Annotated in this window: 14 protein-coding genes; 11 read left to right on the top strand and 3 right to left on the bottom strand. The window is 45.0% G+C overall.

What is annotated here, in order from left to right:
* The 8 genes from AACQ21_RS16175 to AACQ21_RS16140 form a co-directional block, all read left to right on the top strand.
* On the top strand, window positions 1-380 hold a 380-nt coding region (locus AACQ21_RS16175), incomplete at its 5' end, for a nuclear transport factor 2 family protein (protein ID WP_105977475.1).
* On the top strand, window positions 377-1,099 hold the full coding sequence (locus AACQ21_RS16170) for an SDR family NAD(P)-dependent oxidoreductase (protein ID WP_105977474.1): 723 nt from the start codon (window positions 377-379) through the stop codon (window positions 1,097-1,099). The genes AACQ21_RS16175 and AACQ21_RS16170, both read left to right, overlap by 4 nt.
* 30 nt (window positions 1,100-1,129) lie before the next feature.
* Window positions 1,130-2,404, top strand: coding sequence for an NAD(P)/FAD-dependent oxidoreductase (locus AACQ21_RS16165; RefSeq protein WP_181185593.1), 1,275 nt, complete (start codon window positions 1,130-1,132; stop codon window positions 2,402-2,404).
* The gene (locus AACQ21_RS16160; protein ID WP_105977472.1) at window positions 2,404-3,144 is read left to right on the top strand and encodes a DUF1365 domain-containing protein; all 741 of its coding nucleotides are present in this window, start codon (window positions 2,404-2,406) and stop codon (window positions 3,142-3,144) included. Before AACQ21_RS16165 ends, AACQ21_RS16160 begins: the two co-directional genes overlap by 1 nt.
* Before the next feature lie 57 nt (window positions 3,145-3,201).
* Entirely contained in the window at window positions 3,202-4,449 is a 1,248-nt protein-coding gene (locus AACQ21_RS16155; RefSeq protein ID WP_105977471.1) for an SAM-dependent methyltransferase, read from the top strand.
* Window positions 4,449-4,946, top strand: coding sequence for a DUF2878 domain-containing protein (locus tag AACQ21_RS16150; protein WP_105977470.1), 498 nt, complete (start codon window positions 4,449-4,451; stop codon window positions 4,944-4,946). The genes AACQ21_RS16155 and AACQ21_RS16150 overlap by 1 nt, the downstream gene beginning before the upstream one ends.
* Window positions 4,924-5,502 carry a chalcone isomerase family protein gene (locus AACQ21_RS16145; RefSeq protein WP_105977469.1) on the top strand — a complete coding sequence of 193 codons (579 nt, stop codon included), beginning with the start codon at window positions 4,924-4,926 and terminating at the stop codon, window positions 5,500-5,502. Before AACQ21_RS16150 ends, AACQ21_RS16145 begins: the two co-directional genes overlap by 23 nt.
* Complete coding sequence (locus AACQ21_RS16140; RefSeq protein WP_017049908.1) at window positions 5,499-6,026, top strand: DUF3833 domain-containing protein; 528 nt, start codon at window positions 5,499-5,501, stop codon at window positions 6,024-6,026. Before AACQ21_RS16145 ends, AACQ21_RS16140 begins: the two co-directional genes overlap by 4 nt.
* A gap of 44 nt (window positions 6,027-6,070) precedes the next feature.
* Here AACQ21_RS16140 and AACQ21_RS16135 read toward each other — a convergent pair whose 3' ends face one another.
* Both AACQ21_RS16135 and AACQ21_RS16130 read right to left on the bottom strand, forming a co-directional pair.
* A complete protein-coding gene (locus tag AACQ21_RS16135) occupies window positions 6,071-8,365 on the bottom strand; it encodes a YgiQ family radical SAM protein (protein ID WP_105977476.1) in 2,295 nt (764 codons plus the stop codon).
* Between the two features lie 213 nt (window positions 8,366-8,578).
* Window positions 8,579-10,216 (bottom strand): S1 family peptidase, encoded by a 1,638-nt coding sequence (locus AACQ21_RS16130; RefSeq protein ID WP_258174241.1) that lies wholly within the window; start codon window positions 10,214-10,216, stop codon window positions 8,579-8,581.
* Between the two features lie 381 nt (window positions 10,217-10,597).
* Between AACQ21_RS16130 and AACQ21_RS16125 the strand changes: the two genes are divergently transcribed.
* From AACQ21_RS16125 to AACQ21_RS16115, 3 genes are all read left to right on the top strand, one after another.
* On the top strand, window positions 10,598-13,072 hold the full coding sequence (locus AACQ21_RS16125; RefSeq protein ID WP_105977467.1) for a sensor domain-containing phosphodiesterase: 2,475 nt from the start codon (window positions 10,598-10,600) through the stop codon (window positions 13,070-13,072).
* Window positions 13,073-13,142: 70 nt separating this feature from the next.
* Window positions 13,143-13,823 (top strand): hypothetical protein, encoded by a 681-nt coding sequence (locus AACQ21_RS16120; RefSeq protein ID WP_017047761.1) that lies wholly within the window; start codon window positions 13,143-13,145, stop codon window positions 13,821-13,823.
* Between the two features lie 69 nt (window positions 13,824-13,892).
* Window positions 13,893-14,093 (top strand): DUF4250 domain-containing protein, encoded by a 201-nt coding sequence (locus AACQ21_RS16115; RefSeq protein WP_010316942.1) that lies wholly within the window; start codon window positions 13,893-13,895, stop codon window positions 14,091-14,093.
* A 73-nt stretch (window positions 14,094-14,166) separates the two neighbouring features.
* Here the strand turns inward: AACQ21_RS16115 and metR are convergent, their stop codons facing one another.
* Entirely contained in the window at window positions 14,167-15,078 is a 912-nt protein-coding gene (metR, locus tag AACQ21_RS16110; RefSeq protein ID WP_038148387.1) for an HTH-type transcriptional regulator MetR, read from the bottom strand.
* Between the last annotated feature and the right edge of the window lie 173 nt (window positions 15,079-15,251).

Here is a 15,251-nt window from a genome sequence, read left to right as displayed (position 1 = left end):
ACAAAGAGAACTTGCCTTTATTACGTCAGGTTTATCACGACAATGTCCTTTTTGAGGATGCCGCTCATCGAATAGAAGGTTGGCGTGCGCTATCGGATTATTTTGCTCGTTTGTATCAGAACGTAGAGCGTTGTGATTTTACCATCCATGATCACCAGCAAGTCGGTGACTGCGGCTTTCTCACATGGACTATGTCTTTGCAGCATCCTCGGCTAGCTCGTGGAAAACTTATACAAGTGCAAGGGATGAGCCATCTCAAGTTTCAAGACAACCAAGTCATTTATCACCGTGATTACTTCGACTTGGGAGAAATGCTCTATGAACACATTCCGCTGCTGGGAAGTGTTATTCGTTCGATCAAACAGAGGTTAGGGCAATGAAGAGTGTACTTATCACGGGAGCCACTTCTGGTATTGGTTATCAGCTAGCTGTTGATTATGCAAAAACGGGTTGGCAAGTTATTGCTTGTGGGCGTAACCAAGCCAAGCTTAATCAAATGCATCAAGAGTATCCGCAGATCCAAGGTATTGCGTTTGATATTACCGATTTTGAGCAAACGAAATCGGCTTTATCGCAACTGCCTTTTACTCCTTCACTGTGGATCCTCAACGCTGGCGATTGCGAATACATCGATCATGGTCAAATGGATTCACTCCGGTTTAAGCGTGTGTTTGACGTAAACGTTTTGGGTTTAGCTCATTGCATTGAGGCGATACAGCATCACTTTGTTGCTAACCACCGTGTGGCGATCGTTGGTTCCATCGCCAGTGAAATCGCGCTGCCAAGAGCAGAAGCCTATGGCGCTTCTAAAGCGGCGGTTAGTTACCTAGCACGCTCGCTCATGCAAGATTGGCGAGAGCAAGGTGTTGCTGTGACGATGATCTATCCTGGGTTTGTTGCCACGCCTTTGACTGATAAAAATAGTTTTTCGATGCCAATGATGGTCAGTGCCGAGTATGCATCGCAGGCGATTCGCCGTGGGTTGGAAAAAGGCAAAACCACCCTCTATTTTCCGGCTCGTTTTACGAGCCTATTACGTTTGATTGGCAGCTTACCTTACGCATGGCAAGGCAAATTAGTTGCGGCATTACTTAAATAACGATCTGTTTTGTAATTAAAGGAATTGAGTATGAAAATCGCCATTATTGGTAGCGGTATTTCCGGGTTAACATGCGGTTATTATCTGCATAAACATCATGATGTTACCGTGTTTGAAGCCAATCATTACATTGGTGGGCATACCGCCACCGTCGATATTGAGCTCGATGGTCAAAATCATGCAGTTGATACTGGTTTTATCGTGTACAACGACCGGACCTACCCAAATTTCATCGCAATGATGAATGAAATTGGCGTAAAAGGCATTCCGACTCAAATGAGCTTCAGTGTGCGTAATGATGCGAATGGGCTGGAATATAACGGTCATACCGCAACTACGTTGTTTGCACAAAAGCGGAACTGGTTAAACCCTGTCTTTTATCGCTTCATTTTTGAAATCATTCGCTTCAATCGGTTAGCGAAACAGCAAGCAGAACAAGCGCATCAATCAATGCAAACCTTAGGTGATTTCTTATTTGAGCACCAATTTTCTGACTATTTTTGTGAAAATTATATTTTACCGATGGGAGCGGCAATTTGGTCATCTTCCTTGGCTGATATGCGGGTTTTTCCGTTAAGTTTCTTTTTGCGTTTCTTCCTCAACCATGGCCTGCTAGAGATCACTAACCGACCACAATGGTATGTGGTTGAAGGCGGATCGCGCGCGTACATCGAACCCTTGACGCAAGGTTTTAAAGATAAGATTCATCTTGATAGCCCAGTTACACAAGTCAAACGCGGCTCGGCAGGTGTCGAGCTCATTGTTAATGGGCAATCACACCACTTTGATCATGTGATTTTTGCATGTCACAGCGATCAGGCATTAGGTATGTTAGAGCAACCGACAGAGGCTGAGCAAGAAGTGCTCGGTGTAATGCACTATCAAGCTAATGAAGTCACTCTACATACCGACACATCACTGCTGCCTAAGCGAAAAGCCGCTTGGGCAGCTTGGAACTATTGGCTTGATGGTAGTTCAGATCAAGAATCGCGTTTACCAGCGCTGACCTACAATATGAATATCTTGCAGCATATTAAAGGCGCTCATACTTTTTGTGTATCGCTCAACAGCGGTGACCGCATTGCTGATGAGAAAGTTTTACGACAGTTTACTTATCACCACCCGGTATTTACCACGCAATCTATCGCGGCTCAGCAACGCAAGCCTGAAGTCAACGGTGTGAATAACACTTGGTACTGTGGCGCTTATTGGCGCAATGGTTTTCATGAAGATGGCGTGACCAGTGCGCTGGATGTGGTGACACAGCTTGAAGCGCAAGCGCAGCAGTTAAAAGGCGCGGCGTGATGGAGACGGAGCCCAACAGTTGTTTGATGGTTGGCATGGTACGTCATCGACGCTTTACTCCGATTGAACATGCGCTCAATTATCCATTGTTTATGCCGTGTATTGATCTCGATGAACTGGATCAACTGAGTGATTCAGTTTGGGGGTTTGGCGAAAAATGGTGGCACTGGGCGCGTTTTCAGCGAGCCGATTATCTTGGTGAAGGGGATTTAAAACAGTGCATACAAGATAAAGTTCATGAGCTGACGGGCGACCGCTGCTTTGGAAAGGTGATGGCAGTATGTCACCTTCGTTATTTAGGAATCTATTTCAGCCCGGTTAATTTCTACTATCTTTATGATCAACAAGGTGAATGGCAATACTTGTTGGCCGAAGTGAGTAATACACCTTGGAATCAACGGCACTACTACGCGGTGAAAGCACAAGCGGGAGAAGAGCAGCAACAGTGGCGCCATCAAAAGGCGTTTCATGTTTCTCCCTTCAATCCTATTGATCAGCAATATCATTGGAAGTTGAAGCCGCTTGGTTCGTCATTGAGTGTACATTTGGAATGCCATAAAGAAGGTAAAGTTTTCGATGCGACTTTATCGATGAAGGCACAACCATTTAATTCAAAAAATTTACTCAAGTTATTGATCAAAACACCCGTGATGGCCGTAAAAGTGACAATAGGTATTTACTGGCATGCTTTAAAGCTGTGGCTTAAAGGAGCACCTTTCTACTCCAATCCACATTCATAAATACGCAAGATCTACACAGAGACAGTGTCTAAATAACAATAACAAGGAGAACGCTCAATGCTTAATTCACAAACTCTCGCGTTGCCCAAGCAACTGACAGGGTTGCAAAAGAGTGCAAGAAGCTTCATTTTTCGCTGTCTACAGCGTTTAGACGTCGGCACTTTAACCATCATTGAAACCTTTTCCAATGAAGGCGCGTCCAGTCAGGAGACTTTTGGTGTACTTAAAGAGCATCAACCCCATGCAACGATTGAAATACATCATCCTCATTTTTATGCTCGTTTATTAAAAGGGGGTAGTATTGCAGCGGGTGAAGCTTACATGGATGGTTGGTGGGATAGCCCGAATTTGACCAGCCTAATGGAACTGATGGCTCGTAATGTCAGTGCATTAGATGGCATTGAAGCTCGCAGTAGTGTGTTGACCAAACTTTTTTATAAAGTCAGCCACTGGCTCAATCGAAATTCAATCGATAAAGCCAAAGAGAATATTCATGCCCACTACGATCTAGGCAATGATCTCTACCACACCTTTTTAGACAGTAATATGCTCTATTCCAGCGCGTTGTTTCTGCATCCGGATGAAACGTTAGAGCAGGCGCAAATCAATAAAATGGAACGTTTGTGCCAGCAGTTGCAACTCAAAGCAAGCGACCACGTGATTGAGATTGGCACCGGTTGGGGTGCGATGGCGATTTACATGGCCAAAACTTACGGCTGTCAGGTCACGACGACGACCATTTCTGAAGAGCAGCATTACTACACCGCACAGCAAATAGAGCGGCAGGGGCTGGAGAGTCAAATCACCTTGCTTAAGCAAGATTACCGCCTGCTACAAGGTCAGTACGATAAATTAGTCTCGATAGAGATGATCGAAGCGGTCGGTAAAGAGTACCTCGCCTCTTATATTGAAAAGTGCCAGTCACTACTAAAACCCAATGGTTTGATGGCGATTCAAGCCATTACCATTGCTGATCAACGTTATGATTATTACAGCAATAATGTCGATTTCATTCAGAAATACATTTTCCCCGGCGGTTTTTTACCCTCAATTACTGCATTGACAACGGCGGCGACACAGCACAGTGATTTAGTGGTTCGCAACCTGTTTGATCTTGGTCCTGACTATGCTCATACGCTTGCTCATTGGCGTCACCGTTTTGAGGTTGCAAAGCATCAAGTTTCGCAACTTGGGTATGACGAGCGATTCACGCGTATGTGGCGTTACTATTTCTGCTACTGCGAGGGGGGATTTTTAGCAAAATCCATCAGCACTGTACATATGACTTTGCAAAGACCGATGTAATGAAAACGCTGTTTGCTGTCTCTCTTTGGTTTCAAGCGATCTGGTTTGTTGCTGTGCTTGGTACAGAACGTTTGCAGTGGTTGGCATTGGCCATGATGTTAGCCGCATTGATGTTTTCCTTGCGGCACTTCTCTTATCCTTTGGAAAGGGTGATTGCGTTAACCATAGTGGGTATTGTTATCGATGCCCTTAATCAGTATTTCGGATTATTACGCTTTGCTACCAATGACTTTCCCATTTGGTTAATGGTGTTGTGGGGCGCTTTTTCTTGGTATGCCTCCCATTTAGTGGTGCTGATGAAACGTTATCCATCCAAACTCATTTGTTTGATAGTCGGCGTGTTAGGCAGTTTAAGTTATTGGGCGGCAGAACGTTTAGGCGCTGTACATTTTGATTGGCCATTGGGTTTGACTATGGCCATCTTGTGGCTACAGTGGATGATGATCGGTGCATTGATACTTAGGGTATTTAGCGATGATGTTAGCAAAGAGAAATAGGCTAAGAAAATTCAACCTGTTACTGATAGTGATTGCCTTTCACAGCTTGGTGAATAACGCTTTTGCGGCGGTGGCAGACGATAAACTGGCCGAGTGGCAAACTTGGCCAGTGATTGGCCAAGCGAATTTAAGCTGGTTATGGCTAGATATTTATTCCTCGCAGCTTCGTACCCCATCAGGGCAGTACGAGCAAGGAAGCGATTTATCACCTCATCCCTTGGCGCTTGAAATTGAATATCAGCGCGACATCAGTAGTAAACAGCTGGTGGAATCGACCGCAGAGCAGTGGCAAAAACTCAAATTAACCGAGCAACAAATTGCACCGTGGCTGGTGCACCTATCGTCCATTTTCCCCAACGTTACTGAGGGCGATCGCTTGATTTACACCTCCGATGGGCAGCAGGGCGCTTTTATTTTTCATCCTAAGAATGGTGTTCAAGCCCAGGTTGGTACAGTCGTCGACGAAGCGTTAAATGACGCCTTTCTCGCGATATGGTTGTCGCCACAGACGCAATACCCACACTTACGCAAGCAATTGATAGGAATGCAACCATGAAAGCGATAGCCAGACGCAGTTATCTGTTACTTTTACTTTGGTTAGTGGGGTGCAGCGCTGATCTCACTCAATACCAATCCACGCAACCTAAGTTTGATCTATTTGAGTACTTCTCTGGTCGAACGTTCGCATGGGGGATGGTGCAAGATTATACGGGGATGCAAACGCGTCGTTTCGAGGTTGCCATCGACGGAACAGTTGAGGGGAATAAACTCACTTTGGTTGAAGACTTCAATTTTGATGATGGTGAAAAAAGCCAAAGAGTATGGGTGATTGAACGTTTTGCTGATGGAAAATATATCGGTCAAGCGGATGATGTATTAGGCCAAGCCCAAGGTGAAGAAGTAGGTAACGCCTTGCGCTGGCAATATGATTTTTCCTTACCTTATGGTGATTCTACGCTAACCGTTACCTTTGACGACTGGCTTTACCGGCAAGATGAAAAGCGGGTGTTTAACCTGACTAAAATTAAAAAATTTGGTATCGAGGTCGGTAAACTAACGCTGTTCTTTGAAAAACAATAAGGCTCCGTAAGGAGCCTTATTGTGCTGATCATATGGCTTTGGAATTATCTCTGTTCTGCGCGTGGCGCTCTTGGCTTAGAGGCTTGAGCAAACGGTTTGCCTTTACTTGTAGGGCGAGAGTGTGTAGGTTTAGATGCACCGCCTTGGTTTTTCTTACCGTTGTCTGTCGCGCTGCTAGCGCGTGATTTGCTTGGTGAAGTAGCGCTCTCTTTACGCGGGTTAAGAGCATCAAAGCCCGGCTGAGTTTTGGTGTGTTTGGTCGCAAAACGGTTCGCTCCGTGACGGCCAGATTTACGACGCTGCGCAGGCGTGAGTGCATCGACATCATTCGCAGGCACTAAGCAGTTAGGTTTATCACCAATCAAATGCTTTTTACCCATGTTGATCAAGGCTTCACGGATAATCGGCCAGTTTAATGGGTCATGGTAGCGTAACAGCGCTTTGTGCAGCCTGCGTTGACGCTCTCCCTTCGCGACAGTCACTTCTTCACGTTTTTTGTATTTCACACGTTTGAGCGGGTTAGTCTCTGAGTAATACATCGCGGTTGCATTACACATTGGCGATGGATAGAAGTTCTGCACCTGATCACACTCAAAATTGTTTGATTTTAGCCACAGTGCCAAATTGAGCATATCTTCATCTTCCGTTCCGGGATGCGCGGAAATAAAGTATGGGATGAGGTACTGTTTCTTACCTGCTTCAGCGCTGTACTTCTCAAACATCTCTTTGAAGCGATTATAGGTGCCCATACCCGGTTTCATCATCAGATCGAGCGGATTCTTCTCGGTATGTTCTGGGGCGATCTTGAGATAGCCTCCTACGTGATGCGTGACCAATTCACGCACATATTCAGGAGATTCAATCGCCAAGTCATAACGCACACCAGAGGCGATCATCACTTTTTTAATGCCTTTGACTTTGCGCGCTTCACGATAGAGATCAATCGTATGTTTGTGGTCGGTATTGAGCTTATGGCAAATTCCGGGGAAAACACACGATGGGCGGCGGCAGTTCATCTCAGCTTTAGGATCACTACAACCTAAACGGTACATGTTCGCCGTTGGCCCACCCAAATCCGAAATGGTTCCAGTAAAGCCGGGAACTTTATCGCGGATCTCTTCCATCTCATTCAAAATCGACTCTTTCGAACGGTTTTGGATAATGCGCCCTTCATGTTCGGTAATCGAGCAGAATGAACAACCACCAAAGCAGCCACGCATGATATTAACCGAGGTTTTGATCATGTCATAAGCAGGAATTTTACTTTTGCCATACATAGGGTGAGGCACGCGTGCGTAGCTCAGGCCAAACACGTAATCCATCTCTTCTGTGGTGAGTGGGATCGGGGCTTGGTTGACCCACAACTCACGGTCGCCATGACGCTGAATCAGCGCCCGGCCGGAATAGGGGTTGGTTTCTAAATGCAGTACACGGCTTGCATGCGCGTATAAAATCCGGTCATTATTTAGCTTTTCAAAAGCAGGCAAACGAACCGCTGTTGTCGCGGCATCATGGCGAGAAGGACGAATGGTGATTGGCTTCGCTTCGGCTTCTTTTTCTTGATTAGTTTCACACTGCGTTTCCACCGCGTAAGGGTTCACAGGAACAAACGCTTTACCCGGTTTCTCAATACGTGATGAGTCAATGATGGTGTAATGTTCAGGCTCAGCGGCCAGGTTCACGGCTGTGCCGCGAATATTGGTCATATCAGCGATATTATCGCCATTGGCTAAGCGGTGCGCTACTTCAACCAATGCGCGCTCTGCGTTACCAAACAGCAGTATGTCGGCTTTGGCATCAAACAGCACAGAACGGCGCACTTTGTCTGACCAATAATCATAATGGGCAACGCGGCGTAAACTGGCTTCTATACCACCGAGTACCAGTGGTACATCTTTATAAGCCTCACGACAACGCTGCGAATAGACAAGCGTGGCGCGATCTGGACGTTTGCCACCTTCATTATTGGGTGTGTACGCATCATCATGACGTAATTTTTTGTCAGAGGTGTAGCGGTTGATCATCGAATCCATGTTGCCGGCCGTGATGCCAAAAAACAGATTAGGTTTTCCCAGCGCCATGAAGGCATCTTTATTTTGCCATTGCGGCTGGGCAATGATCCCAACGCGAAAGCCTTGCGCTTCAAGTAAACGGCCAATGATCGCCATACCAAAACTGGGGTGATCCACATAAGCGTCACCCGTGACAATCACGATGTCACAGCTGTCCCATCCTAGGGCATCCATCTCCTTTTTACTGGTTGGCAGGAAAGGTGCGGTTCCAAAGCACTCTGCCCAGTATTTTTTATATTGATGAATAGGAGTGACGTTGCTGTGCATATTTTGACCTCTGATTAATGAGCCGCGCATTATAACGACTTGCACTGGTAGTATCTAGCGGAACATTGGCTTTGCGTTCTATTTATAAAGAAAATTATTAATAAAGTGAGCGGTAAGTGTGTCGGAGAGATACTAAGTGATATGTGATAAAAAGGATGCACCAATAGTAAAAAGGTCAACCAGTAATAAAACGGGTTGACCTTTAGACAAGAGTTAGTGGCTCAAGTAACGACGTCGAATCAATAAGGCGGCCAGCATTGACAATAAAGTCATTCCACCAGTACTACCGCCGCCTGAACCTCCTGAAAGTGGGGGTAAGGTAAAGGAGTAAGGCTTTTCATATTTCAAATTTTTGATGTAAGCCGCATCACTGCCGGTTGGTGTGCTTGATGTCTTTACGTATTCAAAGCGGATATCGTTGACTTCTTCATTCAAATATAACGTTCTGCTGCCACTACGTTCACCATCTTCGATTATGTAAGTGTTACCGTTCACTTTCACAATTAAGGAATCATAAATAAAAGTAGAGGAGACTTGGAAATCAAAACTTACTTTTCCTTTCGGGACGTTTTCAAGAAACAAAACCGATCTCGCTTTATCGTTCATAATGGCAGAACGTAGCCAACCATCTTCTTCTAGCCAAGGGTTTACATTCACACTAAGACTGCTATTGGGTACGGTAATTAACCCCTCTAGTGATTTTGAAGCAGGTTGTAGAACCGTATTGAGCTTTATTGACGAGGTGACGGTTCCTAAATTTAGTGGGCTATTAGTGTTAATCTCTAAGCGCACATCAGCAGGTGTCATTGAATCAATGGTATAAGAAACATCAACATAACATTGGCTACTCGGAGCTAAGCCTAGCGAACAGTTTTCGGCTGTGATATTTGCAGAAGCTGGAGATAGTGTGACGTTGTTTGCGGTAATAGTCTCATCAGAGCCGTTTACAAAATGAAAGCGATGGGTATGAAGCCCATACTTAATCTCGTTTTTGTGTTGAGATTGTCGGAAAGAAACCTTTGATGTTCTTTTATTCAGCCAATCATTAAAATGGTCGACTTTGGCATAAACGCCAGCTGCGCCTTGTAACCCGCAACCACGCCCCCAACTAACGACACCATATTGAATGAAATTACCGCCGTCATTGATAAAAACGGGACCACCGCTATCACCATGGCAGGTATCTTGCGGGTAACTGCTTGCACAAAAAGCATCATTTCCTATACGAGGGTAGTTGCTACCACCTAAAGCTTGGCACGTTGCAGTATCCATTAACGATATTTCGGCTTTACGTAAAACTTGAGAAGGATTGCTCGATTTATTCAACAGTTGGCTGTAACTCGTTGCCCCAAAGCCAATGATCTCTAAAACCGTGCCAGCGTGTAGCAGATTAAGTGCACCAGCATCAGGTCGGGTGACTGCTTGTATTGGTAATGAGTTTTCTAATTCAAGAATGGCGATATCGTTGAATTTTTCGCTATAGTCAGCATGAGTTTCATCATCATAAGCTTCATGATAATAGATTTGTTTGACTTTTACCCGGCGACCAGCATTAGTACGTAAGTCATACGCTCCAACCGTCACTTCAATATCCTCAGCATTGAGCGGGTTTTTTCCTGCTACGCAGTGAGCGGCGGTAAGTACATACTTATCACCCAAGTAGCTGCCACCACAAAAAGAGCTTTTAAGAGTTGAATAGTGTAAGGCAACCATAAAGGGAAAGCTACCCGCGTCAGCAGGAGTTCCATTGATGATTCTAGTTGATATTCCGGATTCCGTTCCAGAAGCACTGAACTGAAAAGATGTAAACAGAAGCGCTCCTAGCGCGACTGAAAAAAGGGGTTTGTTCATGAGTACCTCGGATTAGTTTTTCCAGCACCTCTTAGGTGTGGGAACGGTACCATATAGAGGCTGATGAATCTCGTCAATCAGTAATAATTATCATATCGACAAGATATATTAATCAAATAAGGCAAGTTAATGTATTTCAGTAGCTTGTAAAATGAACCAATTGGTCATTTTGTATCCATTATTTTCTTTCGATTACGATAGTTCTAGGCTACTCCTTTTGAGGTGTATTGGTGTTCGGCGTTTTTTATATGGCTTGTCTGGCCTAAAATAATAAATAAGCAACTGCATTTACATCATTAGTGCTAACTCACGGCTTGTGATTAAGTTTTGCTCTATGCTGTGACCATTAATGGTCAATCATTTGAATGAGTTGGAGTCTATATGGCACAGGTGAAGTCTCAAGAGCTACGAGAAAAGGCAGACCTTCGAGAACCGCCAGTGGCTCGATATGATGCGATTGATTGGTCGTTTAACCTAACGACTTCCGAGTTTATTTGTGATCTGAAAGCGGCGAATGCGTTATTTCATTCCAGTGTTTCGATAGCCAATATCCAAGAACTCTTGCGTTATATGACGCCGAGCAAAGCTGCAGAGATGAAGCGCTGCTTCAAGTATGTGATTGAAAGTGGCAAAAGCCATGCTTTAAATTGCAACCTTGTTATTTCGGATCAGGCGTTAACTTATGTGGAGATTTTTATCGAGCGTACTTCTCTCACGCAGTTGCAAGGTACGATTCGACCGCTGCTCAAACTGGAATCATTGCAAGAGGTGGCCAAGCTTTTTGAAGGAGTGTTTGATAATACACATCATGGTTTGATCCTAACCGACGATCAAACGCGGGTTTTGGCTTGTAACCACTATTTTGAGCAGCATTCAGGTTTCAAACAAAATGAGCTACTTGGATTAAAAGCCAACCTATTTAATGCAGGCAAGCATTCCAAAGAGTTTTACCAATCGATGTGGCATGACATCAATACCAAAGATTATTGGAGCGGTGTTATTCTCAATCGTCGGGCATCTGGGCTGGTTGCACCACAAGAATTAACTATTCAAAAAATCGTACTGCAAGATGGCCGAGTGTTCTTTGTAGGGATGACGCTTGATTTAGCCGATAATCTTCACCGCGTAGCCGATACGGCACTTGGGGATATCGATCTTTTGACGCAACTGCCTACCGAACAAAAGTTTAAAGCCTTGCTCGAAACATATTGCATGGAGTACCCCAAAGGCCAAACACAAATTGTTTTGGCTTTTCAACCTGCGTTTGAATCAGATCGACACCATGTAGAAACTTTAATGCTTTCCAGTTTTTTGGCGCGCTGTAAAGAAGCTAAGTTGGTGGGCTATGTGGGAAAAGATATTTATTTGGTCAGTTTGAGCTGTTCAGAGTGCAAAAAAACTACCGACTTTCGCCTCATTCAACATGCGATCCGTCGCTTTATGAAAGAGTTAAAGAACGAATCGAGCTCGCACGCCGCGATTATTAATGGCCGAATTGGTGTGTCTGTTTTAGGGTTCGATGCAAAAACGCCAGCTCGAATGGTGACGCATGCGATGCAAGCAATGCTTGAACAACATGCAGGGGAAGCGCGTAACATCAGTTTCTATCACAGTGAAATACATCAACAAGTGAAACGTAGAAAAAACTTGGAAGACAGAGTCGCTAAAGCGATTGCGCAGAAGGACTTGGAGATACACTACCAACCGATTGTCGATACTAAAACATGGAACATTGCGAAATTCGAAGCGTTATGCCGTTTTAAGCCTGTGCCCGATTTACCTTTTACCACGCAAGAAATGATTGGTATCGCGGAAGATCTGGATTTGATTGCCGAGCTTGATCGTTGTGTCAGTATCTTGTCTTTGCAAGATTTACCAAAGATAAAAACCTTGTTTGGCCAAGGTGTTGGGGTAACAATCAACCGCTCTTTCAATACCAAAATGGATGCGACGCAGATTTTAACCAATACCATGGAGATCATTGATCGCTACACGGATACGCCTCAATCAGTCACCATTGAGCTAACTGAAAGCGCCTATTTTGATAGCCAATCTCATCAGGTTGATGCCCTCAATGCTCTTCGATCGCGTGGCGTAACGGTTGCGATTGATGATTTTGGTACGGGTTATTCCTCTTTTACCTACCTCAGTGATTGCAATTTTGATTATTTAAAAATAGATCGCGAGTTTGTCACGGACATTCAGGTCAACAGCAATAAGTACAGCATTGTTAAAATGATCACTGAGCTGTCGCACACACTCGGCGTGAAAGTGGTTGCTGAAGGGGTGGAAACAGAGCATGAGGTTTGGGTGCTTAAATCATTGGGCATTGACTACATACAAGGCTATATTTTTTCAAAACCACTACCGCTTAAGGAACTGGTTCGGGCCAAGGAGTATCGTAACCGTTTTGTGTATTCAGGCGCTAAAGTGGAACAAGAGCGAAAGCCCAACTGTTTGCTCAATCTGTTCAAAGAGGGGAAACCACATCTGGATCCCAGTGAGCCAATCTCTCTTGCTTATCAGTATATTAAAGCGACTAAAGTTGATGTGCTGCCAGTCGTCAATCAAGGAGAGTGTGTCGGCATCGTCGATGTAGCCTCACTCAATTTATATCTGACGCCGAACATGGGGACCGATCTTGAAACCACGCGTGAAGCGGCCGTATGGCGTAAGCCCGTGAATCAGATCATGAAATTTCATTTCACTCAGCTTGACGCGTACACCGAGCTGAATCAAGTGGTGAATTTGATCGAAAAAGGACATGCGTTTCCATGGGTACTGGTCGATAACACTCGTTACAAAGGCTTATTGACTCAAGCGGACGTGCTGAGGTATTTGGCCGAAAGTCAGTAACCTTCTCTGGGCATCCGCGCTTACTCTTTGCTATTATCGCGCCCAGATGTTTCCAGATGATGTTTAGATTATGATTCAAACCTTACTTTCTGTTTTTTCACCCATGCTGCTCGGTGCGCAAATCTTACTGACGTTAGTGCTGGTCAAAGGGGATATTTGTCCTGGACAACGTGGCCGTATTCATCGCGTCTTGCCAGCCATTGGTGTGCTTTGGTTGGCAGTGGCTTCACTAAAAATTGAAGCCTTTTTGGTCGTCTTTTCCATTTTCTATTTCTATTCACAAGTTCAAACCAAGAAAACTCGAGATGAAGGCCCGTTATGGGCACTGTATTTGGCGAATGGCCTTGCCTTGGCTTATGTCGCGATTCAGATATCAGAGCAGGGTCATTGGTCAGCTTCTATCGCTATGTTGCTGTTGGTTGGTTTGTTGGGCGCGAGTTTCTCGCACCTTCTACTAACGATAGCGCGCTCGCGTTTACAAGCTTTCCATCGAGTTCTACCCGTTGTGGGCATTCTCTGCTCGATGGGGATCGCTTTATGCGTTGTGCCGCACGCGTACGGGTTAGATGATGAAACGTTGGCTCAAGCAACATTGCCGTTACTAACGACATTCGGTTTCATGATTGCAGGTATTATCGTGTGGTGCTGGCATATCCTGTTTGCCAAAAGCGCTGAGAAAATTCAATTAACGGCAGCCTTGTTATTGATGCTGGCAGCCAGTATTTGTTTTCAAGGTTTGTTTAATCTCTAGACCTGGGTCACTCTTTAGTGCGAATTTTACCGCTAGTCTTTAGTGGTCTCTTTGCTATAGGAGTGAGCCATGGATTTGAGTAACGTCAGCCGTTTTGATAGCAATATATTACTTGGCATCGTCAATGAGAAGCTACGCTTAGAGTGTGATAGCTTCGAAGAGCTTGCCAGTATGTATGAAATGGATAGAGAAAATGTAGTCGGTAAGCTGGATGTTTTAGGTTACCAATACGACCCACTGACCAACCAATTTAAAGCGAACCAACGCTAGTGCTAAGCAGCGTGCAGTGACAGTTAACCAACCGCACTGTCATTCAAATAGCCATGTCGACACGACGAATAGTTTAAGCCATCTTGATCCCGTCAAGGTGGCTTTTGCATTGTTGGCGCGCGGTGGCAAAAAAAGCTTGTAAATAGTGGCGATCTTTTTCGCTGTGGCGTGTTGCGGCAAATAGTCGACGCCATAAACCTTTCCCTAGTGGCTTGCTGGTAATAAGCCCCTGCCTAGAGAACTCGCTGATGGCCCAATTTGGCAATGCTGCCACACCTAATCCAGCAGAGACCATTTGTACTAGCATCAAAGTGTTGTCGGCTTGTTTCCACTTCGCGGGTTCAACACTAGCAGGTTGTAGAAAGTGTTTCACCACATCCAAACGCTGCTTTTGTACGGGGTAAGTGAGCATCGTTTGTGAGGCGAGATCCTCTGGTTCAATCACCGATTTTCCTGCAAGTGGGTGAGTTGTAGAGGTGATAAGGCGCATTTCAAAATCAAAGAGTGGTTCGTAATGTACCTCTGAGCGAGGCAAAATATCGGAAGTGATGACCAAATCAAGTTCGCCAGCCAGCAATGCGGGTAAAGGTTCAAAGCCAAAGCCGGACGAAAAATCTAACGTCACACTTGGCCAAGCAAGCTGATATTCGCGCAGCGCTGGCATCAACCATTGAAAGCAAGAGTGGCATTCAATCGCCATGTGTAAGCGCCCATTGACGTCTTCTTTCAAACTGGCCAAGTCATTTTCAGCTCTGGCCAGCTTTGGCAAGATCTCGTCAGCCAGTTTCAGTAGGATCTCTCCTTCTGAGGTAAATTTCACTGGGCGAGTTTTACGTAGAAACAGTGGCCCGCCAATGCGTGTTTCGAGATCTTTAATCTGATGTGAAAGGGCCGATTGCGTCAAATGGAGCGCGGTAGCTGTTGAGGTGAGTGAGCCGCTATCCCTTAAAGAAACTAAAGTCTTCAGATGCTTAAGTTCAATCATTGCCATTATTTTCCTTCATTCCTTTGAGAGAACGGTGGTTGATACCAATATCGTGGGTCGCATCAACACGGTGACCATTCTGCTGTTCTGAGCTAAGTTACGCTTTTAATATGGAGCTGTAAACATCTAGACGTCTATTTATCTTGGTGTCAATTAAAGCTCTTTGCAATCAA

The organism is Vibrio sp. V01_P9A10T6 (assembly GCF_963877065.1).
GTDB classification, from domain to species: Bacteria; Pseudomonadota; Gammaproteobacteria; order Enterobacterales; family Vibrionaceae; genus Vibrio; species Vibrio anguillarum.
Note: the sequence above shows the minus strand (reverse complement) of the source record. Positions and strands in the feature narration are given on the sequence as shown.